Below are 21,945 nucleotides of genomic sequence, written 5' to 3'. Positions count from 1 at the left end.
TAGCTGTAACCTTAATAATTTATATATTTGTAGATGCTGGGGAGACTTTACTAAATATATATTCAGAAAAGGAGGGAGTTTAATGAGTCAAGGATGGTTTAAATTACACAGAGAATTATTTGAAAAGGCAATATGGCAAAATTCCACTTCAGAGCAGAAGGTAATTTTAATAACTTTACTAGGAATGGCTAACCATCAAGGAAAAGAATGGGAATGGGAAGGAAAGCAATTTAAAGCAAGTCCTGGTCAATTTATTACTTCAATTGAAAGCATAATTAAACGTTGTGGTAAGGGGATTTCTGTTCAGAATGTTAAAAGCGCTATTAAAAAATTTGAAAAATATGATTTTCTAACTAATGATTCAAAGAAGACAGGAAGGCTTATAACCATAGTAAATTGGGGGACTTATCAAGGAATGGAGAATGAAGCTATTAGACAAACTAACAAAGAAGTAACTGATAAGGAACCAACAGATAAAAAAGAGTTAACTAAAAGTCAAACAAAAGATAACTTAGAGGTAACTACTAATAATAACTATAAAAATTATAAGAATTATAAGAATGAAGAAGGGAAAGAAAAGGGATCAGCTTCTTCTCAAGTCCTGTCCCTTACACAAGAAAAAATATTAAATTTATTAGGAGTTGTAAGTTATAAAACCTGGATAGCTAGTACAGAAATTGTAGAGGAGAAAGAAAAAATTATATTAATAACTAAAAATAACTTTACTAAAATCGCCATAGAAGAGAAGTTTAAAAAGAAGATAGAGATATTTTTAGGAAAAAAAGTTGAAGTTAGGTAGAAATATCAATAGAATCTTACATTTTAAATTAATGACTTAACATGGAATTTGTAAGAAGAGTTCCTTGTATTTAAAGAAATATTATATAAGACGTGGTTTAGGAATTAAAGAAATAGATTTTATTAGGAGGTAATTATGGACAAAGTATTATTTAAATCTATAGAGGAAAAGCTATATGACTATTTTTCTAAGGATAAGAAGATAAGTGGTATTAAGAATAAAATAAACTTATTACAAAATCAGAAAGAGTCTATAGAGTTTAAGCTTAAAAATACAGATATAAGCATTCCAGTAGAAAGTAGAAGTATGGTTTTTAAAGAAAAGGTTAGTTTTACTTCAGATGGTACAAGCTATATGGAAAGAACTATGATCAAAATAATAGATGGTTTATTAATAGAAAAAACTAGAAAGGAAGAAGAAATTATAAAACTAGAGGAGTTAATAAGGAATATAGAGGAAGATAACTCTATGTTAAAATCTAAAATTGAAACTATGGAGGAAGAGGATATAAGACTTTTAAAAATGAAGTATAAAGAAAGACTAAAAGACTGGCAAATAGGTGTGAAAATGAATGTACATCAAACTACCATAAGTAGACAAAGACAAAGATTGATAAAAGATATAGTTAGCTGGAATGAAGATATTATGTGCATTAAAGAAGCATTCAATTAGAATTAAAACTCTATAAAAGCTAGATATAATAGTATTATGCAAGAATATGCATCAATAAATTTATAGAGGAGAATGTATATGTTTAATAACAATTTATTACTTCAAAATGCTTATCAAGATGATACTTTAATTTGCAGTACTTCATTAGATAAGGCAAGAGTAGCAGCAAAATCTAGGGCATTAAAGGTATGTGTTGTAGGGGATAGTATTTCAGAAGGTGCAGATATAGCATTTCATGAAAATACTGCAATAGGAATGCTAGAGAAAGGCTTAAAGAATAGCTTAAGGTATGGTGTGGATTTTAAGAACTATGCTATAGGAGGAACTAGGTTGCAAGATTTAGTTAGTAACATAGTTCCTAATAGACCATGGGCATCAGGAAGACAATGGATAAAGTGTGTAACAGATTTTAATCCTGACTTATTAGTAATAGCTTTTGGAGTTAATGATGGAGCAACGTCTAATCAATTAGATTTTTATACTAATTTATTAAGGGTAAAATCAATGCTTCTAAATAATCTTCCCAATACTTCTGTAGTATTTATTAATAATACTCATACTTCTAATACTACAGGAAATAACCAAGACCTATTTACTTGGATAGCTAAGTGTCAGTATTATTTCTGTGCTCAAAACAATTATGCATGTATAAATGCTAATAGAATTTTTACTTTAGTAAGAGATGGGATTGATAAGTATAGCTATGTTGGTAGACAACAACCTATGTATGTATCAGATAATGCAAATACATGGAAAGATGCAAAAGGTATAGTAAGAGAGTTCACAGGATCATCTAACAAGATGTATTTTAATGGACCTGCTTTCTTAAGATTCCATGAGAATCCACAGAATATTAAATTTTCTACTGTTGTAAATTTAAATAACTATAATTCAGATACAACCTCATGTGTTTTTGTTGCTAGGGAAAGTGGACTTTTCTCTCATGTAATAGGAATAATATTCAATATGACTATTAATCCTAATAAAACAGTAACAATGTCTATATCCACAGGGAAAACTGATTTAGGCAAAAAAGTAACTATAACTCCTAATAAGATGTTTGAATTGGAAATAAAGTGTATTGATCAAGTGGCATCTATAATAGTGGACAAGAATATTGTTCTTGAAGTAACGTTACCAGAAGCAGTATATGAAGGTGGGTTCTATATGAATATAGATAAAGGTGGTACAGGATTAGTATTTGAATATCCAGGATTTCAATCTTCAAGGTTTAAAACCTCAGACAAATTAGTTAGTGAGGAGTTTCTTTTAGGTAAATCAGGAACTGATTTTGGTGGAAATAAAATAAATCACCTGCCAGACCATGCTTTTGATTTAATTTTTAGGAATGGAATAAGTAAAATAATTAATGCTATTTCTATATAAAAGAAGCCTTTATTAATGAAATTAAAGGTTATAGAAGAATAAAGATTTTTGAAAAGCCAAAGGACTATAGAAGATGAATAATTGATAGTCTTATAGGAGGGAGGAGTAAATCATAATAAATGAATTTAGAGATTATATAAAAACTTGTCCTTACCTAAATCTTTTTAATAATGCTATACAGATGAATGATAATATAGAGGGTTACTCTATAGAGGTTATGCCAATAGAGCCTATATTAAAAAGATATGTAAATAGTAATGATACAAAACAACATGCTTTTATATTTACATCTAAGGAAGGCCAGAGTGAAGATGTAATACAGAGAATATATAACTCAGGTTTTTATGAAAAATTTAGTAAATGGATAGAAGAAAATAATGATAAGGGAATATTCCCTAAGCTAGAAAATGGACTTGAACCATTAGAAGTTGAAGTAACCAGAACAGCTTATGCCTTATCAGTATCACAGGGAATGGCAAAATTTCAAATAAAATTAAGATTAAAATATTTAAAAAGAGAGAGGATTTGATTAAATGTCAATTAGAAAAAGAAAAATACAAGCTAACTATTTAAAGGTAAAGGAGAATTTTGAATTATTAGGAACTGGATTTACAGAACTTAATGAAACACCTACTGCAAAACCAACCAGTAAAAGATATATAAATCAATCTAGTTCTAGTCAAAGCATCACAGGTTATGAATGGAGCACAGCTTTTAATGCAGATCAAATATCTAGCGAAATTGCTATAGAACATATAAGAAATGTTGGAGAAATGCAAAAAACAGGTATAGATGCTGAAACAGAATATGTAATAGTAGATTTAGATAAGCCAGCAGAAACTGTAGGATTTAGAGCAAGAAAACTTAGGGTAGCTATAGCAGTTGAGTCTTTTGAAGCTACTGAGGGAGACTTAGGTATTACAGGAAGTTTATTAGGTCTTAGTGACCCAGTAGAAGGAACATTTGATACTACCAAAAAAACATTTACTGAGGGATTTACACCTAAAGCTTAGTTTTAGAAAGGGGAGAATATTATGATAATCAATGGAGTAGAATTACAAGATATAGATATACTTGATTTAGAAATAGCTGAAAAATATGAGAAGGCAATAGAAAGTATTGATGATATATCAACAAAGATAGAAGGTATGAAGGTATCTGAAAGTATAAAAGCACAGTGTAATGCTATTTTTGAAGTATTCAACACCATGTTTGGGAAAGGTACTGACAAAAAGGTATTTGGTGACAAAGTTAATTTATTAGTTTGTATAAAGGCATTTGAAGAACTTGTAGAAGAGATGAGTGCTAAAAATTCAGAGGTAGAAAAGCTAGCTAACAAATATTCTCCTAACAGGGCACAGAGAAGAAAGAAAAAGTAATGAATATACTTATTGATATTCTACCTACAATAGTAAATATAGAGGGCGAAAATTATGAAATTAATTCAGATTTTCGTACCTCTATTTTATTTGAACTTTTAATGCAAGAGAGAGAATTATCAGAAGAAGATAAAATTATAAAAGCATTAGAACTCTATTATCCCATAATGCCCAAAGATATTAATGAAGCAATAGATAAAATATTATGGTTTTATAGATGTGGCAGAGAGGAAATACAATCTAAAAGTAAAGGAAAAAGTAAGAGTATACAAATATATTCATATGAATTTGATGATGATTATATATATTCTGCATTTTTAGATCAGTATGGAGTTGATTTACAGGATATAGAGTATCTACATTGGTGGAAATTTAAAGCTATGTTTAAGAGTCTTAAAGAGAATAATGAGATAGTTAAGATAATGGGATATCGTAATATTGACTTAGGTAAAATCAAAGATAAGGAAGAAAAAGCTTATTATAAGAGAATGAAAGAGATTTATAAAATTCCTTCTATTATAAGTAAGGATGAAAAAGAAAAGCTTGATGAAATAGAAGAAATATTACTAAATGGCGGAGACATTAGTAAAGTGTTATAGTATATTGTGTATTAGTATTAATAGATTTTAAAGTAATATGGGAAGTTTTATGGATTTTTATTATAGTTAGCTAGTGGAAGAAAAGTATATTTAGATGTTCTAATAGTTATAAGTAGAAAAGACTAATAAATAAATTAAATTTATATAAGAGGAAAGAACAGAGATGAATTTAAAAAGCACTTACTAAATAGTAGGTGCTTTTATTTTTATCAAATGAGGTGATCAAAATTAAGGAAATAAGATGTCCCCAATGTAATCAGTTGCTTTTAAAAGTCGGTTATATCAAAGGGGAGATAAAATGCATTAGATGCAAGAAAATAGTTAAGTTAAATATTGAACAAAGAGCAGAGCCAAGCCACACCAAAGAGTAGTGAGCGTGTCGTCTTTTTATTTTATAAAAGGCAGGTGAGAAAATGGCAGATGGAATAATTTTCATAGATGTAAAGATAGAAAGTAAAGGTGCTGAAAAAGCTGAAAAAGAAGTAACGTCACTTAGTAATAAATTAGGTGACTTAGCTAAGTCTGGATTAAAAGTTTTTACAGATTCTATATCAGCTACTGGAGGAGCACTAAAAAAGTTAGGGGAAATGGGACTTAAGTATAATAGTGATATGGAGGAATCTATGACCACTCTGCAAGATAGCTTTAATGGGCTTATAGGCGAAGTGTTTACGCCTTTAGCTGATACATTAAACAATACCTTATTACCTACAGCTTTAGCCTATATTGATACCTTGAGCAAAGAATTTAAAGAAAATGGTATTACAGGACTTGTAGGGGCAATTGGAGAAATAGGAGCAGAGATGATTACAACTATATCTAATGGTTTGCCTAAGGTTATAGAATTAGCAATAGAAATTATTCAATCTTTTATATCAGGTATACAAAATAGCTTACCTCAAATAATATCAGCAGCAATGGAGATTATAGGGAGTTTAATAGCTGGAATAATGGAGATATTGCCACAATTATTAGAGCTAGGAATTCAGGTAATTATTCAGTTTGCAATGGGTATAAGTGAACAGTTACCTACATTAATACCTTTAGCATTAGAGTGTATAATGCAACTGGTTATGACTCTATTAGAGAATATGCCTCTAATTATTGAAGCAGGGTTGAATCTATTATTAAGTTTAGCCCAAGGAATATTAGATGCACTTCCACTTTTAATAGAAATGCTTCCAACAATAATAGAAGCAATGCTTGAGTATTTTAATAGTTCCCTACCAACTATTTTGTTAAAGGGCCAAGAAATATTATTAAGTATAATTGATGGAATATTAAGCATTCTACCAGATTTAATTGAAATGTTACCAACAATAATAGAAACAATACTAGAATTTTTCGTGGAAAACATGCCTCAAATGGTTGAGACTGGTATCGATGTTTTATTAGCATTAATTGATGGAATACTTGATGCAATACCTCAGCTAATTGCAATGCTCCCAACAATAATAAATACTATTATGAATACTATTACATCAAATTTACCACAAATAATTGATGCAGGGATTAAAATAACAATTGCAATAATGAAAGGATTAATAGAAGCAATACCTAGATTAATAGTAGGAGTTTTAGATATTATAGCAGCAGTTTCTAAGGCCTTCGATGATGTAGATTGGGGTGGTATAGGGCTTAATATTATTGTAGGAATAGGTAAAGGGATTATTTCAGGTGTTAAAGGTCTTGTTGGAACTGCAATAAAAGCTTGTAAGGAATTAGCGGATAATATTTTAGATTTCTTTGGTATTCACTCCCCTTCTAGGTTAATGAGAGATATGGTAGGAAAAAATCTTGCACTTGGTATAGGGGTTGGATTTGAAGATGAAAGTCAATCTATGGAGAAATCTATGGAGAGAGATTTAAGTGGTTTAGCTGCTAAAATGCAAATGGCAGTAGATCATAATGTAGCTAGTACAACTTCTGGAATTGTTTCTGGTAAAAGCATAGAAACAGAAATGGCTACTATAACAAATAATAATGATAATGGGTTAAATGTTAATATAGAAAGTTTTGTTAATAACAGAAAGCAAGATATAAAAGAGTTTGCAGAAGAACTAGAATTTTATAGACATAAATTGTCAGTAGCAAGAGGAGGTATATAATGGATAATGGATTTGTATGGAAAGGAATTCATTCCAGTGATAAAAATTTAAAGATTGTATCACTTCCAGCAATATCAACTCCAGAAGTAAGGGAGAATAAAATAATTGTTCCAGGAAGAGATGGCTATCTTACTAATACTGATAATAATTATGAGGGAGAATTAAAATCAGTTGAGTATGATTATTTTGATAATGAGTTTGATAATATTAAAAGTTGGTTAAGTGGTAATAGTAAAGTTATATTTTCCAATGAACCAGATAGATATTATAAAGCAAGAGTAATTAATAAAATAACCTTAGAGCAAGTATTGAAAAAATTTCATGGTGGAATAGTTCAATTTGATTGTCAACCTTTTGGTTATTTAAATGAAGGAAATAATATTATAACTATAGATAAAGCTACTTCTATATATAATATAGGTAACTATAAGAGCGAACCTTATATTAGGGTATATGGAACTGGGGATATAACTTTAAGAATAAATGATAATCCTATAGATCTAAAAGGGGTAGAAGAATATATAGAATTAGATACAGAACTTATGGAATGTTTTAAGGGAACTCAATCATTTAATAATAAAATGGTTGGAGAATTCCCTTATTTTATTCCAGTAGAAAATAAAATAACTTGGAATGGAAATATATCTAAGATAGAAATTAAGGGAAGGTGGAGAAGCTTATGATTAGAATTTATGATAGTAAAGAGAATAATTTTAATCATAATGGTTTAGGATTACTAAAAGATACTTTAATATGTGAAGTATATGAGGAGTTAAATTCTTTATATGAGATGTATTTGGAATACCCTATTTATGGAATGAAGGCTTCCTTAATTAAAGAGGAAAATATAATAAAAGCTTCCACGCCTCAAGGAAATCAATTGTTTAGAATATATAAAGTAGTTAAGGATTTAAATGTGCTTAAAGCTTATGCTAGGCACATTTTTTATGATTTAGCTGACAACTTTATAGAAGATACTTTTATACAAGGTCAAAATGGAGCTGGAGCATTGGATCAAATTCTTTCTAAGACTCAATATCTTCATAGTTTTAGAGGGATGTCTAGTATAAGCAAAATTAACAATTCCTATTTTGAGAGAAAAAATATTGTAGAAGCTTTACTGGATATAGGAGAAGAGAATTGTTACTTAAATAAATGGGGTGGAGAAGTAGTTCGAGATAATTTTGATATAAAGTTCTATACTCAAAGAGGAGATGATAGAGGAGTAACTATAGGTTATGGTAAGAATCTTTTAGGAATAGAGGAAGAGCTAGATATATCTACAGTAGCTACGAGAATAATACCTCAAGGCGCTGAGGGTCTCCTCCTTCCAGAAAAATATGTAGATTCACCTTATATAAATAATTATATTCATCCTAAGATACGTAAGGTGGAATTTAATAATATAAAAGCACAAAAAGAAGGAAAAGAACAACAAGACAAGGAAGCGCTGCCCTTAGAAGAAGCTTATAATGCATTACGAAGGGGAACAAAACTACTTTATGATTTAGATAAAATAGATATTCCAAAAGTTAATTATAAGATAGACTTTTTAGAACTTTCAAAAACAGAAGAATATAAGGATTATAAGATATTAGAAAGAGTATTACTTGGAGATACAGTAACTATAAAACATAGCAAAATGGATATAGATATTAAAGCTAAGGTTATTAAATATAAGTGGAATAGTATTTTAAATAAATATGAAGAGTTAGAGTTAGGTAATTTTAAAAATAGTTTTGTGGATGTAGTTTCTAAGATAGAAAGTAAAATTAAAAGCGAATTAGAAGCGTTAGAAACTTCTGTACTTGATAAGGCAAAGGATAAAGCCACAGAATTAATAAATAGTGGATTAGGTGGATATGTATTAAAAAACAGAGATGAAATTTTAATAATGGATACAGATAATATAAATACAGCAACTAAGGTTTGGAGATGGAATAAGAATGGCCTAGGATATAGTTCCACAGGATACAATGGAAAGTTTGGCTTAGCTATGACATCAGATGGGTCAATAGTAGCTGATTTTATAACTGTAGGAGTGTTAAATGGATTATTACTAAAGGCTGGTAGTGTTAAATCTAATGCAATAAGTCAAGACTATACAAAAACTATTGAGGATAAAATTACTGGGATAAAGGATACATTAACACAAGAATTTAAGGTTTCTAATGGAGAACTATTATCTTCTATAAACAGTAATAAAAAAGATATAGAAGGTAAAGTAAGTAGTCTTAATTCTCAAGTGCAACAAACAGCTAGTGGAATCCTTTCTGTTGTTCAATATAATAAAGAGGATTCAGATGGGAAAATAAGCACTTTATCTACTCAAATAAAACAAACTCAAAATAGTATATCTAGTAAGGTTGATGAAGGCAAACTTGGCTCTTTAATAGAACAAAAATCAAATAATGTTAGAATCGCTTTTAACAATATATCACAATCAATTTCTATGGAGCCAGAAGGGATAGTTGTTTCTCATAGTGGAACGGGAAACTACACTAAGCTTAATTCAGAAGGAGTAATTAGATATACAAATTATAATAAAGCAACCTACCATTATTTAAGTTGGCAATCAGAAGGTATGACAGGAGGGAAGTTTCCAGATGTTTATTTTACACTTCCAGATGAATTTAAAGGTAAGGACTTTAAGGTGAGTGTAATGCCTAAGGCCACAGGGGGAGGGTTATGGGAAGAAAGTATGGCAAGAATAAATTTAGACTATTCTAGGGACATAGATAATGGAAAAGTTAGAGTAACAGGAAATTGGGTTTCTTATGTTAGGACAGATAAAGCTTATTTAACCGACAAGGAATTAAAATTTAACATAATAGTTATAGCTTAATAGGAGGTATTAAATGGATAAATTTGATCATAATGAAAGTGATTTTTTAACATTATATTATAGTAAGGCAACTGGGAAGGTGGCTTTATATTGCTCTACAAGACAAAATATGAGTTATTTTGGAGAATTAAAGGATGATTACTCTAAAATATATGATTATATACATGTGAGCTATGATAAAGATATTATAAATAATTTTAAGGATTATAGAGTTATAGATGGAAAGTTAAGATCTGAAAAGGATAGAATAGTTAAGTTAGAGGAAGAAAATAAGGATATAAAGGAAACTATAAAAAGTCTTACCCAGGTAATACTGGAACAAGGAGGGATTTAAGTGGAGAATTATAAAGTTAAAGAAATAATCGTAGATATGGATAAGAAAAGCTATAATCAACTTTCTTTGAAGCAAGGAGAGGTTAATGGGAATAAAATAAAAGCTAAATTAATATTTAATTGCTTAGACTTTATCCCAAAGGATATAGCAGAATGTAAAGTTTTTTACAAGAAACCAGATGGAAAAAGAGTTATTCAAGATGATATAAGTTATAACAGTAATACCAGTATATTAGAATTTTTTATACCTAATCAAGCTATCGCTATTGATGGACAAGGGGAAATGGAAATAGTTTTATATAGTAAAGATAATAAGACTATAAGTGGCTTAGTCCCTTTAAGAATAGAAAGAAGTTTATCGGGAGAAATAGAAGAAAGTAGAGATGATTGGGGGAAGTTAGATAAAGCTTTCCAGTTAGCTAAAAATTCAGATGAATATAACCAAGCTGAAAGTCAAAGAAAAGCAAATGAAATTTTAAGAGTATCTAATGAAAATACTAGGATAGCTAATGAGAATAAAAGACTGGGAGATGAATCTACTAGGATAAAAAATGAGGATGTTAGACTATCAAATGAGAAAATTAGGCAAGATTTATACGATAAGTTAAGACAAAGTAAAGATAATTATGACAAGGCTGTACTAGACGGTAGTAATAGTAATCTAGAGATAATAGAGGCTAGAAAGGACAAGCTAGGTAAAATTTATAATACTATAGGAGATAGACTAGATAATATAGATAATACATCTTTAACGAAATTTAAAACTGATGCTACATTAACAAAGTTAGAAAATGTACAAGATGGGTATTTAACAGATTTAGTTATGAAGGGGAGAACTTTAGTTAATTTAATAAAATTTAGTGATTGGATAAAAGATGGGGTAGATTTTAGATATAGAATAATAGTTAATAATTTGAAAGTTAATACTAACTATACTTTTTATACTCCATTACCTACAAATATTGTTTCTGGAATTTATAAAAATGGTGGAGTACAAGAAATTGTAGGATATAGTGAGATTCCAATTAAAGTTTTTAATACAGGTACAGAAACATCTTTGGCCTTATACTTAAAATCAAAGGATAATTCAGCATTTGGTAATATAAGCTCTATATATCCTGTATTATTAGAAGGTAGTTATACTACTATTCCAAGTTATTTTGAGGGAATTAAGTCTGTTGGAGAAGTAAATTATATAGAAGGAAAGTACATTGGTAAAAATTTAATAGAAAAAGTAGAATCAGGTAGTATTGATAAAAATACAGGTTCTTATATTAATGAGAATGGATGGTATAGAAGTAATAGAGTTAAGATAGAGCCTAATAAAAATTATACTGTAAGTTTAGATAAAGATGTTTGGGGATATGTATATTATTATAAAGATGGTGCTTATATTTCTTATAATAGAACTGACTTTAAGAAAGAATGTATTATTAAAACTTCATCTAGTAATGAATGTATAATAGTAGCTAACACGAATATAATTCAACTGGAAGTTGGATCAAGTGCTACAGGTTATGAGCCTTACTATGAAGGAAGTAAAATTGATATTTTAAGTACTGGTAAGAATATTTTTAAGAGTGATAAAGGCGATTCGAGTGGTTCAGATCGTATATTTGTAACAAATTTAAATAAGGATTTACCTACTCAAGTATATTGTATAAACAATACTAACAAATATATACTCTATACAATTGCAGATAAACAAACAGACGTTTATATAAGACAGATAACAGTGCCGCCAAATTCAAATTCATTATTAATAAACTTGTCAAGCAATGAATATGTAAGATATGCAGTAGGTATGTTTTCAAATGGTTGGACTGGAAATGACCTAGAATATCTTAAAAATAATATTATGGTAACTGGTGTTTTAGATACTAAGCAAGAAACATATAAGTCTAATAAAACAAAAATTATATTAAAAGAACCTTTAAGAGAATGGGATATAATTAAAAATGATGGGGGTATAGAAAGAAATTCTAAGAAAGTTATTTTAAGTGGAATAGAATCTTGGACTACTGTTCCAGATGCACCTAATCAAGATAATACTATGATGTTTGGATTAATTCCAAGCGATATAAAACCTAGTGCTGGGCTAAATATATTATCTGACAAGTTTACCACATATCCACTTTGGTTCAATGATGTAGAGGGCATATGTTGTCCTTCAACTAGTAGGGGATTATGGATAAGAGTTTCGAAAAGTAAAGTTAAAAACTTAGATGAATTTAAACAATTTCTAGCGAAAGAAAAACCAATAGTAGTATATCCATTAGAAAATAAGGTATTAGAAGTTAATGATAAAATTCTAAATAGGTGGGATGTTATTAGAGAAAATGGATTTATAGAGAAATATAGTAGAGGTAAAGTACTAGATGGTACAGAAAATTGGTCCATAGCTAACCCTCCGAATTCAGAAAATATTGTTAATACAAATTTATTTGCAGTAGTTGGTTTTGCTGATAATCAAGTATCAGAGAAGGATACAGTTATTTGCGATAAGTTTTTTAATACTCCTGTTTACAGAACTGATGAAGAAGGAATATATATAAGTACTGGAGGCGTTTTATACCTTAGAATTTACAAAACAAAAGCTAAAGATCTGACAGAGTTAAAGACATATCTGGCTAAAGAAAGAATAGACATAATTTATAAAATCCAAACTCCAGTTATAGAACGGGTGGTAGATAACTATTTAAAAATAAGAACCTTTAAAGATGGATATATACAACAAAATCCCCTTATACCAGCTATCATAGAAGGAAAATATCCTATAAGCTTAGGTGGTTCTATAAGAAGTAATACTAATGCTATAGAACAGATGGAAAAAGAATTAGATGGAGCATGGAAAACCCTCTTAAACTTAGTAGATAAGGAATTAAAGATGTTGACCATAGAGCCTTTAACTGGAACAGATTCAGTAAGTAAAAAAGTTAATGAAATTTTAAGTGTGTGGAGGTAAATCGTATGAAATATACAGATAAGGTATTGGAAGAGTGTCCATTTTTAAAGGAAATTATAGAAAATAAGATTCAACAAGAAGTAGACAATGTTAAAATAGAGAAAGATAGGGAAATAGAAGAACTTAAAGAAAATATGAAAAATATTACAGCAGTATTGCTTATAGGAGGAGATCATAATGTATAAAATACTTATAGAGTTATGGATGGAAAGAAGAATTAAGGAAGATGAATTAGATAAAGCAATAAAATTTAAGTGGATAACAGAAGAACAGAAAAAAGAAATCATGGGGATGTAAAAGAATCTAGGCAATAAATAGCTTAGATTTTTTTATTGCCTAGAATTTTTTAAAAGAGGTTGATATGGAGAAAGAAAGTATTTTTAAAAGTATTGTAGCAACAGTAGGAACAATGTTTTCAGCTTTATTTGGAGCTTGGGACATAGCACTACAAATACTTGTGTTATTTGTAGTGCTAGATTACTTAACTGGAATGCTAAGAGGAATAATTAATAAAGATCTATCTAGCAATGCAGGATTTAAGGGAATAGCCAAAAAAAGTGTTATATTTATAGTTTTAATAGTTGGGGTAAGTTTAGATAGACTCTTAAATACAGGTCAGTGGGTATTTAGGAGCCTTATTTGTTATTTTTATATAGCAAATGAAGGAATAAGCATACTTGAAAACTGTGGAGCATTAGGATTACCACTTCCAGAAAAACTTAAGGATACATTAATTCAACTTAAGGAAGGAAATAGGAAAGGGGATAAGTAACTATGAAGATAGGGCTAAGAGGGGGTCACAGTATCAACTGTAGAGGAGCTGTAGGATTAAGAGATGAGTATTTGCAAATGCAAGATTTATATAAACATGTAAGAGATATATTAGTTACAAATGGACATATAGTTATTGATTGTAATAGCAATGCTAATACTGTCAATGGAGAATTAACAGAAGGCACAAATAAAGCTAATTCTAATAACCTAGAATTATACTTAACATTGCATATGAATAGCTATAATGGAAATGCATATGGTACTGAGGCATGGGTATATTCTACAAGTAGAAAGTCTTATTCAGTGGCTGAAAGACTAGTGAATAATTATGAGAAGCTAGGGTTTCATAATAGAGGAGTAAAAGTTAGCACTAGTCTTCATGATCTCAGAGCTAGTGTAGCTCCAGGAATAGTTTTTGAAACTTGTTTTTGTGATAGTGAAAAAGACATAAATATATGGAGCCCTACACCTTGGGAGAAGTTATCTAGATATATATGCAATGCAATAGATCCTAACATACCATTAGAGGAAACTGCTGAAAAGGAAGAAGGATATGTGGTTACTGATTATTTAGGTAAGCAGATACCTAATTATGATGGAGCAGAAGTTGTAGGAGTTATAAAATCTTATTTTAAGGATGTAGACAAAGTTTATGTTAGAGGAAATTCTATAGGTATGTGGCTGGAAACACAGTTATTACCTATGAATAAATGTAAGGAACTTAAAGAAAGATTAGGTTCATTTTTTGATTCTATAAGATAATACTAAGGGATACTACAAAATAAATTTTTGTAGTATTTTTTCCTTGAAGTTATTTAAAGAGTATTAAAGAAAATAACTAATACAATTTAAATTATAATTAGCTAATACCAGTGAAGTCATAATTAATAAATACTTTAAGAAATAGATAAGTAACATGTTAAAAGCCAGTTCAGGGAAAAATCCTTGGACTGGCTTTTTTTATTTGGCTTAATTACAAATCACTATAAGTAAATGTAAAAATAGATAACAGGGATGTATTAGTTAATAATTGACTTAAAGTGAATAAATTAGTAACATAAATATATTGGTTAATATTGTAAGAATTTAATTTATACAAAAAAATAGGAGGGGTTGTATAAAAGCAAACTTTCCGTTAAAAATCATATAAATTAAAATGGGGGGAATAGATTGAAATCTATAGAAGTTACTAATTTAGTAAAAAAATATGGGGACTTTACAGCAGTAGATAATATATCATTTTCAGTAGATAAGGGACATATATGTGCAATACTTGGACCTAATGGATCAGGAAAAACCACTACTATCAAGAGTATATGTAATTTATTGATTCCAGATAATGGTGAGATAAAACTAGAGGGTAAAGATAATAGAAAGGCCATAGATAAAATAGCAGCCTTGTTTGAAGGGACTAGAAATTTGTACTGGAGACTTACACCAATAGAAAACTTAAGGTATTTTGCTGGTATAAGAGGCTTAGGAGGAAAGAATATAGAGAAAACAATAGATGAATTATTAGAAAGATTTAATTTAACAGATAAGAAAAATGTAACAGTTAATAGTTTATCTAGGGGAATGCAGCAAAAGGTTGCCATAGCTATGACACTGATCTGTAATACAGATATCGTTCTTTTAGATGAGCCAACTCTTGGATTAGATATTGATAGTTTTATGGATATAAAAAATATCTTAAAAGATATAGCTAGAGACATGAAAAAAACTGTACTCTTAAGTACTCATGATATGAATTTAGTACAAGATGTTTGTGATGATGTGGTTGTATTAAATAAAGGAAAAATAGTAGCTCAGGATACATTAGTCAACCTCTTAGATATGTTTAAAAGCATGACTTATGAGTTTATTTTATTAAAATCTCTTTCAACAGAAGAAAAAGATTACTTATTAAAGTTAGAATATAACTTCTATTTTACTAATGATGATTCTGTACTAGAAATAGATATAGTAGACTCAAAGGAGATATACAATATTATTGACATATTAAAAGAAAAGGAAATCTTAATTAAAGAAGTAAAGCAAAGAGATATTAATTTTGAAAGGGTATATTTAAATCTTGTTGGTGGAGGTAAGAATAATGAGTAAGGTATTTTACTTATTTAAGGTCTCTATTGAGAAGTCAATAAAAGAACTTCTTAGATATAAATTTAATACTATTTCAGAAATAATGAGTCTTTATGCTTTATTTATTGCCATGTTCTTTGGAATGAAGTTATTTGGTACAAGCATGAATGTATCACCAGTAAGGTTAGGAGAAACATTAGAAGGTTTTGTAGCAGGATATTTTTTATGGACTGTAATGTTAGTAGCTTATTCAGAGACTGCAAGTAGTGTTATAAGTGATGCTAATAGAGGGACCTTAGAACAAATAAGTATGTCTGGATTAGGACTACATAATATATTAATTGTAAGAAGTATTACAAATCTTATAGTTAATTTGTTAGTTTGCTTCATAGTATTATTTACTATAATGGCAACTACAGGATATTGGATAAACTTGAAGATATTACAGCTATTAGTTTTAATATTACTGGGGATTTTCAGCATATTAGGAATTGCGTTGATGTTTGGAGGTTTAGCTCTTATATTTAAGAAAGTTCAATCCTTATTGAATATAGTTCAATATTTTTTAATAGGATTAGTTATGCCAGGAAGTAACGCATTTAGTCCTTTAATATCAGCAATCCTACCTTTTAGACCTACTATTGAAAAAGTATATGATATAACTTTGGGTGGAGAATCCCTTATGGATTTTTCTTTAGGTGACTTTGGAATTATAATTGGAAACTCTATTGTTTACTTTTTTATAGGACTATTTGTTTTCAATCAATGTAGCAAAATAGCAAAGAAAAAGGGATTACTTGGTCAATATTAATTATAAATTAAGAAATATAAAATCATTGAATTACATCTAACTATTACAATAGATTAATTTGGTTAAGGGTCTAGAGTAATAAGCATATTATAGAAGGAATCTTCCTTAAGATGGTGTTCTTTCCACCATCTTAAGGTTAGATAAGCTCATCTAGGGCTGTGGCAACTATTATCCCCACCTTTTAGAGGATGGGGGGAAAGTTTATAGCCATCAAATAAAAAGGAGAGTACTATGGAATATACTTATTTAAAAAATTATCATGTTAAAGAGGTAGCAAATATTATTTTAGCTAATTATAAAAAAGCAAGATTAGCAATGCCTATTCTATCTGATAAATATGAAAATATTGAAGTTCATTTAAAGGAAATAGAGAAATATGTGGATAATAAGAATTTTGTTGTAGCAATAGATTCTGGTAAGGTTGCTGGTTTTATCAATGGGTTTATCATTAATGAATTTAAAGGAACAGCAAAAGGAGTATTATCAATACCTTCACTTCATGGAGTAGCTGATGGATATGATAAAAAGTATTTATATAGTGAACTTTATAGAAGAGTTTCCCACTTATGGGTGGGCTTAGATTGTTATACACATGGGGTAATGGTATACCTTAATGATAAAAGAGTAATTGATACTTGGGTTATGAATGGGTTTGGGATGTTAGTGGTTGATGCTGTACGTCCCCTTGAAAAAATAGATATACCTAATATAAATAATAACATATTAATAAAAAAAGCTGATATAAGAGATATTATTAATATGGAGCATCTTTTTAAGGGGATAAACAAACATCTTTCCTCATCACCAATATATTTATATAATTCTACTAGTGAAAATTATATAGATGAATATAGAGAGTGGATTAAAACAGAAGGTAATAATCTATGGATTGCAGAGATTAATAACAAAATTATAGGTTACCTAAAAACCAATACCACTGAAATTAATATGGATGAATTAGATGATAATTGCACAATGGGAATCAATGGAGCATATGTATTACCTGAATATAGAGGGAATCATATAATGGCAAGGTTATTAAATATAGCAACTGATTGGGCTATTGAAAATGGATTGAAACGTTGTGCTACAGACTTTGAATCTGCTAATATTGAGGGAAGAGGCTTTTGGCTTAAATACTTCACCCCATATTGTTATTCTATGATAAGAAGAGTAGATGAGCGAAATCATTTAAATATATCTAATCAAGGGAATAAGTAATATGAGGGATGTTGTAATTGAAACAGAAAGATTATATATAAAATCTTGGACATTAAGTTATTCTGATGAGTTACATAATTTAAAATGAAAAATTTAGGGGGAAGAGATATGGTATGGTCAATTTTTGATTATGAAAATAGTTTTGTTAAGGTTACCAGGGAAGAAGTTAATAAAATACCATTTTTAAAGTTTAAACCTAATGGATATGAAGGGGGGTTACCAACAATCATATATTATCATGGATGGCACTCAAGTAAAGAGTTTAAAAGGTTTGAAGCTTTAGCAATTGCTAGTCATGGATATCAAGTAGTGGTACCAGATGCTCTATTTCATGGAGAAAGAGATGCTATAGACCATGATAATCCAGAAAATCTAGAGAAATATTTATGGGACATAGTACTTCAAAGTGTTGAAGAATCAAGAGAGTTTGTAGAAGGAATTATTGATAATCACAATTGTGACCCTAGTAGAATTGGAATTATGGGAAGTTCTATGGGGGCAATTACTGCAGGAGGAGTTTTTCCATATAACTCTAATATAAAATGTCTTATAGGATTTAGTGGATCTTTTGCATGGACAGAATCAATTAAAATGGGGCAACTACCAGGAGAAAATGAAGAAAATAAAAGAAAAATAGAACTTTATGATCCTATGAACAATAAAGATAAGATAAATAATAGATCTATTTTAATATTACATGGTTCAGAGGATAGATCATTACCAATTGATGGTCAGAGAGTATTTTTTAATGAAATGAAGCCACTGTATAATGAAAATTTAGATAGTTTTCAGTTTATAGAAGTTCCTAATGTGAATCATTATATAACAACAGAAATGCTTGAAAGGTCTATTATTTGGCTTAAGGAAAATCTATAGAAATATAATATACAATATAAAAGTGTTTAAGTATACATAATAAAATACCATGTTTTAAAATAATATTAGAAGTGAGCCCAGAGGGAAGTTATAAAATCTTCCCTTTATTTATTTTGAAAAAAGGTGAAAAACTACTCTTCTAACTTCCATTCATATAGACATTTTTGTTTCTCTCCAATTTGATACATTTCATTATAAGGTGGTAAATCTACTATTTCCTTAAGCTTAAGGCCTGCTTTTTCACAAGTAATTCGAGAAGGAAAATTATCTGGATTACAAGTTATTAGTAAGGTATTCATTCCATGAGCTAGAGCTACTTGTTTTATAATTTTACAAGCTTTTGAGGCATAATTATTACCTCTATAAGGTTCTTCAATATTATATCCAATATTACCACCATAATATATACCTTCATTATAACCGATTCTAATATCAATGTTACCTATTGCATCATTTGAGTTGTGGAGAGTAATTTTATATTTGTATGCAGGTACATAGTCTTTCTCAGCATTATATGGTATTTTTTCTTCTATCTTTAAGTCAATTTCCTCATCTGTTAAAAAATCAAAGTCTTTAAACTGAAACATTTTTTCTCCCATCCTTTATTTTATAGTATATTAATAAATAGTTTTTAAAGTATATAATAATCCATATACGGATTATACCATTAATTATAATATAGAGTTGAACTTATATTTAGGATATTCTTAAAATCCATATTTTTATATAAGTTAATAAGAGAATCATAAGTCAAAGGACTTTCTAAATAGACTAGGAGAAATTCCATAAACTTTTTTAAATGCTTCTGAAAATTTACTTGCACTTTCATAACCTAAAGCTGTAGCTATATTGTGAATACTCATTTCATCATGAGATAGAAATCTGATGGCTTGTTCCATTTTTTTATGTTTAATATACTGGTAAATAGTTTTACCATAAGTTGCTTTAAAGCATCTTCGGAGTTTAGATTCACTCATCTCAGCTATATTTTGCATTTTCTCTATGGTAGGAGGATTAAGTATATTTTTATCTATTTCTGATTTTAAAAGCCACATAAATTGTTTATTTTCATAGCTTAAATGATTATGTCTATGGTTAATCTTAAAAGCTTCATCGTTTTCCATATTGCTTAGAATTATAGAAAAAATTTCATATACCTTCCCAATATAATACATAGAATGAAGTTTACAATTTCTAATTGAATATTTTAGTTGTTCAAAAATCATAATTAAATCTGATGTATTATAATGCAAATGATTTAGTGATAAATTATCATATAAGAAAAATGAGGAGTTAGAAGATAAATTATTCATATATTTAAGAATAAATTCTTCAAATACAAGAGAAAAAGTATACCATATAGGTTCATCACTATTAATTATAATTTTGATTGGAGTCCCTTTTCCTTTAAATAAATGTATACCTTGATATAAACTGCGTGACCTTTTTCCATTTTCTATAATAGTAATGTTGCCACTATATAAAGAGCATATCCATATACAATTTTTAGGAACAGTATAAATATAAGTTACTGATTCTAGTAATGAGAAATAAGTATCAGTAAAAACTAGACCTTGGGTAGGTTGAACTTCTACAAACCAGCTATCTCCATTTTCTTCAGGAAGGCGATATAACATCCCATTTCCATAGGAGAATTTTTTGCAATTAAGTTTAGAAGCAAAGTCTTCAATAACTGAAATATCTGCATTTATATTCACATTATAAACTCCTTTCTAAAAATAAAGTTTTAGGCTATAGAGTTTTAAGTTTAAAAATTATTGAATACATCTATTTGAGGTCCTATAAGTGAAAGATATTTTATTGAATAAGTTAATGTTTTATATTAAAACCCTATAATTTAGTATAAGAATTAGTAGCTTACTATGTTTTGATAAGATAATTATATGCTCCAAAACGGTATAATTATATACCAAAGTAACAAGAGGTTTTTCAAGAAAATCACTTTGAATCTTGAAATTATAAAGGATTTTAGGGGATACATTTTATTTATAACCTTAGTTTGGAGTAAATGATAATCATTGACAATTGAAAAAAGGTATTGATATAATTTTCATGAATTGGCTATAGCTAACTAGTTTAAAGTTATGAATTAATTATATAAATATTAAAATGGTTTATAAAAATAGGGGGAATGAAATTAATATGAAAAAACTTAAATTTATTTCTATTGGGTTAATAATTATTATGTTTTCTACACTACTTATAGGATGTTCTAAAAGTAGCACCGAGGGTGAGGAGTCAAATAAGGAGAAGAAGACTAGAGTTGTATCTACTGTAATGGGAGATATTGAAGTCCCTACAAATCCAAAGAGAATTGTTATAAATTATTTTCAAGGGGATTTACTTGCATTAGGGGTAAAACCTTTAGCAACTGGCAATAGCCAAGGTGAAACTGCATTTAAAGATGAAGTTAAGGATGTTAAAATCATTGAAAAATGGGAATCAGAGGAGATAATGGCTCTTGAGCCAGATTTAATAATTGTAATTAGTAAAGAGGAATATGAAAAATATAAGAAAATCGCACCAACTATAGTTATTCCGTTTACTGAAATGTCCTCAGAAGAAAGATTAACTCTTATAGCTGAAGCTGTTGGGAAGCAGGAGGAGGCAAAGAAAGTAATTAATACTTTTTATAAGAAGGTAGAAGATAGCAAGGAGAAGTTAAAAAAGGCAGGAGTAATGGATAAGACTTTTACCCTTATAGAACATTGGGATAAGGAAATTATGGTATTCGGCAATAAATGGGGGAGAGGTGGAGAAATCATCTATGACTATCTTGATTTAAAGGCTCCTGAAGTTATAGAAAAAGATATAATAAATGGTGATCAAAATAGAAGTATTTCCATTGAGATTTTACCAGAATATTCTGGGGATTATATAATACAAGCAGTGTGGAAGTCGGGTAAGGATAACTTAAAAGAGAATAAAGTATGGAATAACTTACCGGCTGTAAAAAATGATAGAGTTATAAAAACAGACGGAGACCTGTTTTTCTTTATGGATTTATATTCTATGGACAAGCAGCTTGATTATATAGTTAATGCAATACTTAAAACAGTAAAGTAAACTCTAGAGAA

Annotated in this window: 23 protein-coding genes; 21 read left to right on the top strand and 2 right to left on the bottom strand. The window is 29.0% G+C overall.

Going from position 1 to position 21,945, the window contains the following annotated elements:
- The first annotated feature begins 82 nt into the window (after positions 1 to 82).
- The 20 genes from BR69_RS19780 to BR69_RS0103245 all read left to right on the top strand — a co-directional run bounded on the left by BR69_RS19780 (position 83) and on the right by BR69_RS0103245 (position 18,847).
- Positions 83 to 799 (top strand): DnaA N-terminal domain-containing protein, encoded by a 717-nt coding sequence (locus tag BR69_RS19780; RefSeq protein ID WP_051623465.1) that lies wholly within the window; start codon positions 83 to 85, stop codon positions 797 to 799.
- A 135-nt stretch (positions 800 to 934) separates the two neighbouring features.
- Positions 935 to 1,471, top strand: a complete 537-nt coding sequence (locus BR69_RS0103340; RefSeq protein WP_027631926.1) for a hypothetical protein — start codon at positions 935 to 937, stop codon at positions 1,469 to 1,471.
- Positions 1,472 to 1,549: 78 nt separating this feature from the next.
- Positions 1,550 to 2,857: an SGNH/GDSL hydrolase family protein gene (locus BR69_RS0103335; protein ID WP_027631925.1), complete on the top strand. Its 1,308-nt coding sequence runs from the start codon at positions 1,550 to 1,552 to the stop codon at positions 2,855 to 2,857.
- A 181-nt stretch (positions 2,858 to 3,038) separates the two neighbouring features.
- On the top strand, positions 3,039 to 3,386 hold the full coding sequence (locus BR69_RS0103330) for a chloramphenicol resistance protein (RefSeq protein WP_242840645.1): 348 nt from the start codon (positions 3,039 to 3,041) through the stop codon (positions 3,384 to 3,386).
- A 4-nt stretch (positions 3,387 to 3,390) separates the two neighbouring features.
- Complete coding sequence (locus BR69_RS0103325) at positions 3,391 to 3,870, top strand: hypothetical protein (RefSeq protein WP_027631923.1); 480 nt, start codon at positions 3,391 to 3,393, stop codon at positions 3,868 to 3,870.
- 21 nt (positions 3,871 to 3,891) lie between these two features.
- On the top strand, positions 3,892 to 4,236 hold the full coding sequence (locus tag BR69_RS0103320) for a DUF6673 family protein (RefSeq protein WP_027631922.1): 345 nt from the start codon (positions 3,892 to 3,894) through the stop codon (positions 4,234 to 4,236).
- On the top strand, positions 4,236 to 4,835 hold the full coding sequence (locus BR69_RS0103315; RefSeq protein ID WP_027631921.1) for a bacteriophage Gp15 family protein: 600 nt from the start codon (positions 4,236 to 4,238) through the stop codon (positions 4,833 to 4,835). Before BR69_RS0103320 ends, BR69_RS0103315 begins: the two co-directional genes overlap by 1 nt.
- 413 nt (positions 4,836 to 5,248) lie before the next feature.
- Entirely contained in the window at positions 5,249 to 6,943 is a 1,695-nt protein-coding gene (locus BR69_RS0103310; protein ID WP_027631920.1) for a phage tail protein, read from the top strand.
- Positions 6,943 to 7,626, top strand: a complete 684-nt coding sequence (locus BR69_RS0103305) for a distal tail protein Dit (RefSeq protein WP_027631919.1) — start codon at positions 6,943 to 6,945, stop codon at positions 7,624 to 7,626. Before BR69_RS0103310 ends, BR69_RS0103305 begins: the two co-directional genes overlap by 1 nt.
- Entirely contained in the window at positions 7,623 to 9,788 is a 2,166-nt protein-coding gene (locus BR69_RS21015) for a phage tail spike protein (RefSeq protein WP_051623464.1), read from the top strand. The genes BR69_RS0103305 and BR69_RS21015 overlap by 4 nt, the downstream gene beginning before the upstream one ends.
- A gap of 13 nt (positions 9,789 to 9,801) precedes the next feature.
- Positions 9,802 to 10,122, top strand: coding sequence for a hypothetical protein (locus tag BR69_RS0103295; protein ID WP_027631918.1), 321 nt, complete (start codon positions 9,802 to 9,804; stop codon positions 10,120 to 10,122).
- The gene (locus tag BR69_RS0103290; protein WP_027631917.1) at positions 10,123 to 13,086 is read left to right on the top strand and encodes a BppU family phage baseplate upper protein; all 2,964 of its coding nucleotides are present in this window, start codon (positions 10,123 to 10,125) and stop codon (positions 13,084 to 13,086) included.
- Between the two features lie 5 nt (positions 13,087 to 13,091).
- Positions 13,092 to 13,271: a hypothetical protein gene (locus BR69_RS0103285; protein WP_027631916.1), complete on the top strand. Its 180-nt coding sequence runs from the start codon at positions 13,092 to 13,094 to the stop codon at positions 13,269 to 13,271.
- Positions 13,264 to 13,383 (top strand): XkdX family protein, encoded by a 120-nt coding sequence (locus tag BR69_RS22100; protein ID WP_242840644.1) that lies wholly within the window; start codon positions 13,264 to 13,266, stop codon positions 13,381 to 13,383. The genes BR69_RS0103285 and BR69_RS22100 overlap by 8 nt, the downstream gene beginning before the upstream one ends.
- A gap of 64 nt (positions 13,384 to 13,447) precedes the next feature.
- On the top strand, positions 13,448 to 13,858 hold the full coding sequence (locus tag BR69_RS0103275; RefSeq protein WP_027631915.1) for a phage holin family protein: 411 nt from the start codon (positions 13,448 to 13,450) through the stop codon (positions 13,856 to 13,858).
- Between the two features lie 2 nt (positions 13,859 to 13,860).
- Positions 13,861 to 14,622 (top strand): N-acetylmuramoyl-L-alanine amidase, encoded by a 762-nt coding sequence (locus BR69_RS0103270; RefSeq protein ID WP_027631914.1) that lies wholly within the window; start codon positions 13,861 to 13,863, stop codon positions 14,620 to 14,622.
- A 408-nt stretch (positions 14,623 to 15,030) separates the two neighbouring features.
- Positions 15,031 to 15,960 carry an ABC transporter ATP-binding protein gene (locus BR69_RS19770; protein ID WP_034849290.1) on the top strand — a complete coding sequence of 310 codons (930 nt, stop codon included), beginning with the start codon at positions 15,031 to 15,033 and terminating at the stop codon, positions 15,958 to 15,960.
- The gene (locus BR69_RS0103260; protein WP_027631913.1) at positions 15,953 to 16,750 is read left to right on the top strand and encodes an ABC transporter permease; all 798 of its coding nucleotides are present in this window, start codon (positions 15,953 to 15,955) and stop codon (positions 16,748 to 16,750) included. The genes BR69_RS19770 and BR69_RS0103260 overlap by 8 nt, the downstream gene beginning before the upstream one ends.
- Before the next feature lie 231 nt (positions 16,751 to 16,981).
- On the top strand, positions 16,982 to 17,971 hold the full coding sequence (locus BR69_RS0103255) for a GNAT family N-acetyltransferase (protein WP_027631912.1): 990 nt from the start codon (positions 16,982 to 16,984) through the stop codon (positions 17,969 to 17,971).
- 108 nt (positions 17,972 to 18,079) lie between these two features.
- Entirely contained in the window at positions 18,080 to 18,847 is a 768-nt protein-coding gene (locus BR69_RS0103245; protein WP_027631911.1) for a prolyl oligopeptidase family serine peptidase, read from the top strand.
- A 131-nt stretch (positions 18,848 to 18,978) separates the two neighbouring features.
- Here the strand turns inward: BR69_RS0103245 and BR69_RS0103240 are convergent, their stop codons facing one another.
- Together BR69_RS0103240 and BR69_RS0103235 are read right to left on the bottom strand one after the other, a co-directional pair.
- Positions 18,979 to 19,434: a GNAT family N-acetyltransferase gene (locus tag BR69_RS0103240; protein ID WP_027631910.1), complete on the bottom strand. Its 456-nt coding sequence runs from the start codon at positions 19,432 to 19,434 to the stop codon at positions 18,979 to 18,981.
- Between the two features lie 156 nt (positions 19,435 to 19,590).
- Positions 19,591 to 20,565 (bottom strand): helix-turn-helix domain-containing protein, encoded by a 975-nt coding sequence (locus BR69_RS0103235; protein ID WP_027631909.1) that lies wholly within the window; start codon positions 20,563 to 20,565, stop codon positions 19,591 to 19,593.
- Positions 20,566 to 21,010: 445 nt separating this feature from the next.
- On the opposite strand from BR69_RS0103235, the gene BR69_RS0103230 reads away from it, so the two are divergent.
- Positions 21,011 to 21,934, top strand: coding sequence for an ABC transporter substrate-binding protein (locus BR69_RS0103230; RefSeq protein ID WP_027631908.1), 924 nt, complete (start codon positions 21,011 to 21,013; stop codon positions 21,932 to 21,934).
- Positions 21,935 to 21,945 lie beyond the last annotated feature (11 nt).

The organism is Clostridium hydrogeniformans DSM 21757, from assembly GCF_000686705.1.
GTDB lineage: Bacteria > Bacillota > Clostridia > Clostridiales > Clostridiaceae > Clostridium_Z > Clostridium_Z hydrogeniformans.
Note: the sequence above shows the minus strand (reverse complement) of the source record. Positions and strands in the feature narration are given on the sequence as shown.

What these genes read in the sequence shown, in the direction of transcription:
- BR69_RS19780 (WP_051623465.1), top strand. Translation starts at nt 83, where the DNA reads ATGAGTCAAGGATGGTTTAAATTACACAGAGAATTATTTGAAAAGGCA.
- BR69_RS0103335 (WP_027631925.1), top strand. Translation starts at nt 1,550, where the DNA reads ATGTTTAATAACAATTTATTACTTCAAAATGCTTATCAAGATGATACT.
- BR69_RS0103320 (WP_027631922.1), top strand. Translation starts at nt 3,892, where the DNA reads ATGATAATCAATGGAGTAGAATTACAAGATATAGATATACTTGATTTA.
- BR69_RS0103240 (WP_027631910.1), bottom strand. Translation starts at nt 19,434, where the DNA reads ATGTTTCAGTTTAAAGACTTTGATTTTTTAACAGATGAGGAAATTGAC.
- BR69_RS0103340 (WP_027631926.1), top strand. Translation starts at nt 935, where the DNA reads ATGGACAAAGTATTATTTAAATCTATAGAGGAAAAGCTATATGACTAT.
- BR69_RS0103255 (WP_027631912.1), top strand. Translation starts at nt 16,982, where the DNA reads ATGGAATATACTTATTTAAAAAATTATCATGTTAAAGAGGTAGCAAAT.
- BR69_RS0103325 (WP_027631923.1), top strand. Translation starts at nt 3,391, where the DNA reads ATGTCAATTAGAAAAAGAAAAATACAAGCTAACTATTTAAAGGTAAAG.
- BR69_RS22100 (WP_242840644.1), top strand. Translation starts at nt 13,264, where the DNA reads ATGTATAAAATACTTATAGAGTTATGGATGGAAAGAAGAATTAAGGAA.
- BR69_RS0103275 (WP_027631915.1), top strand. Translation starts at nt 13,448, where the DNA reads ATGGAGAAAGAAAGTATTTTTAAAAGTATTGTAGCAACAGTAGGAACA.
- BR69_RS0103310 (WP_027631920.1), top strand. Translation starts at nt 5,249, where the DNA reads ATGGCAGATGGAATAATTTTCATAGATGTAAAGATAGAAAGTAAAGGT.
- BR69_RS0103285 (WP_027631916.1), top strand. Translation starts at nt 13,092, where the DNA reads ATGAAATATACAGATAAGGTATTGGAAGAGTGTCCATTTTTAAAGGAA.
- BR69_RS0103230 (WP_027631908.1), top strand. Translation starts at nt 21,011, where the DNA reads ATGAAAAAACTTAAATTTATTTCTATTGGGTTAATAATTATTATGTTT.
- BR69_RS0103305 (WP_027631919.1), top strand. Translation starts at nt 6,943, where the DNA reads ATGGATAATGGATTTGTATGGAAAGGAATTCATTCCAGTGATAAAAAT.
- BR69_RS21015 (WP_051623464.1), top strand. Translation starts at nt 7,623, where the DNA reads ATGATTAGAATTTATGATAGTAAAGAGAATAATTTTAATCATAATGGT.
- BR69_RS0103270 (WP_027631914.1), top strand. Translation starts at nt 13,861, where the DNA reads ATGAAGATAGGGCTAAGAGGGGGTCACAGTATCAACTGTAGAGGAGCT.
- BR69_RS0103315 (WP_027631921.1), top strand. Translation starts at nt 4,236, where the DNA reads ATGAATATACTTATTGATATTCTACCTACAATAGTAAATATAGAGGGC.
- BR69_RS0103330 (WP_242840645.1), top strand. Translation starts at nt 3,039, where the DNA reads ATGAATGATAATATAGAGGGTTACTCTATAGAGGTTATGCCAATAGAG.
- BR69_RS0103260 (WP_027631913.1), top strand. Translation starts at nt 15,953, where the DNA reads ATGAGTAAGGTATTTTACTTATTTAAGGTCTCTATTGAGAAGTCAATA.
- BR69_RS0103245 (WP_027631911.1), top strand. Translation starts at nt 18,080, where the DNA reads ATGGTATGGTCAATTTTTGATTATGAAAATAGTTTTGTTAAGGTTACC.
- BR69_RS0103295 (WP_027631918.1), top strand. Translation starts at nt 9,802, where the DNA reads ATGGATAAATTTGATCATAATGAAAGTGATTTTTTAACATTATATTAT.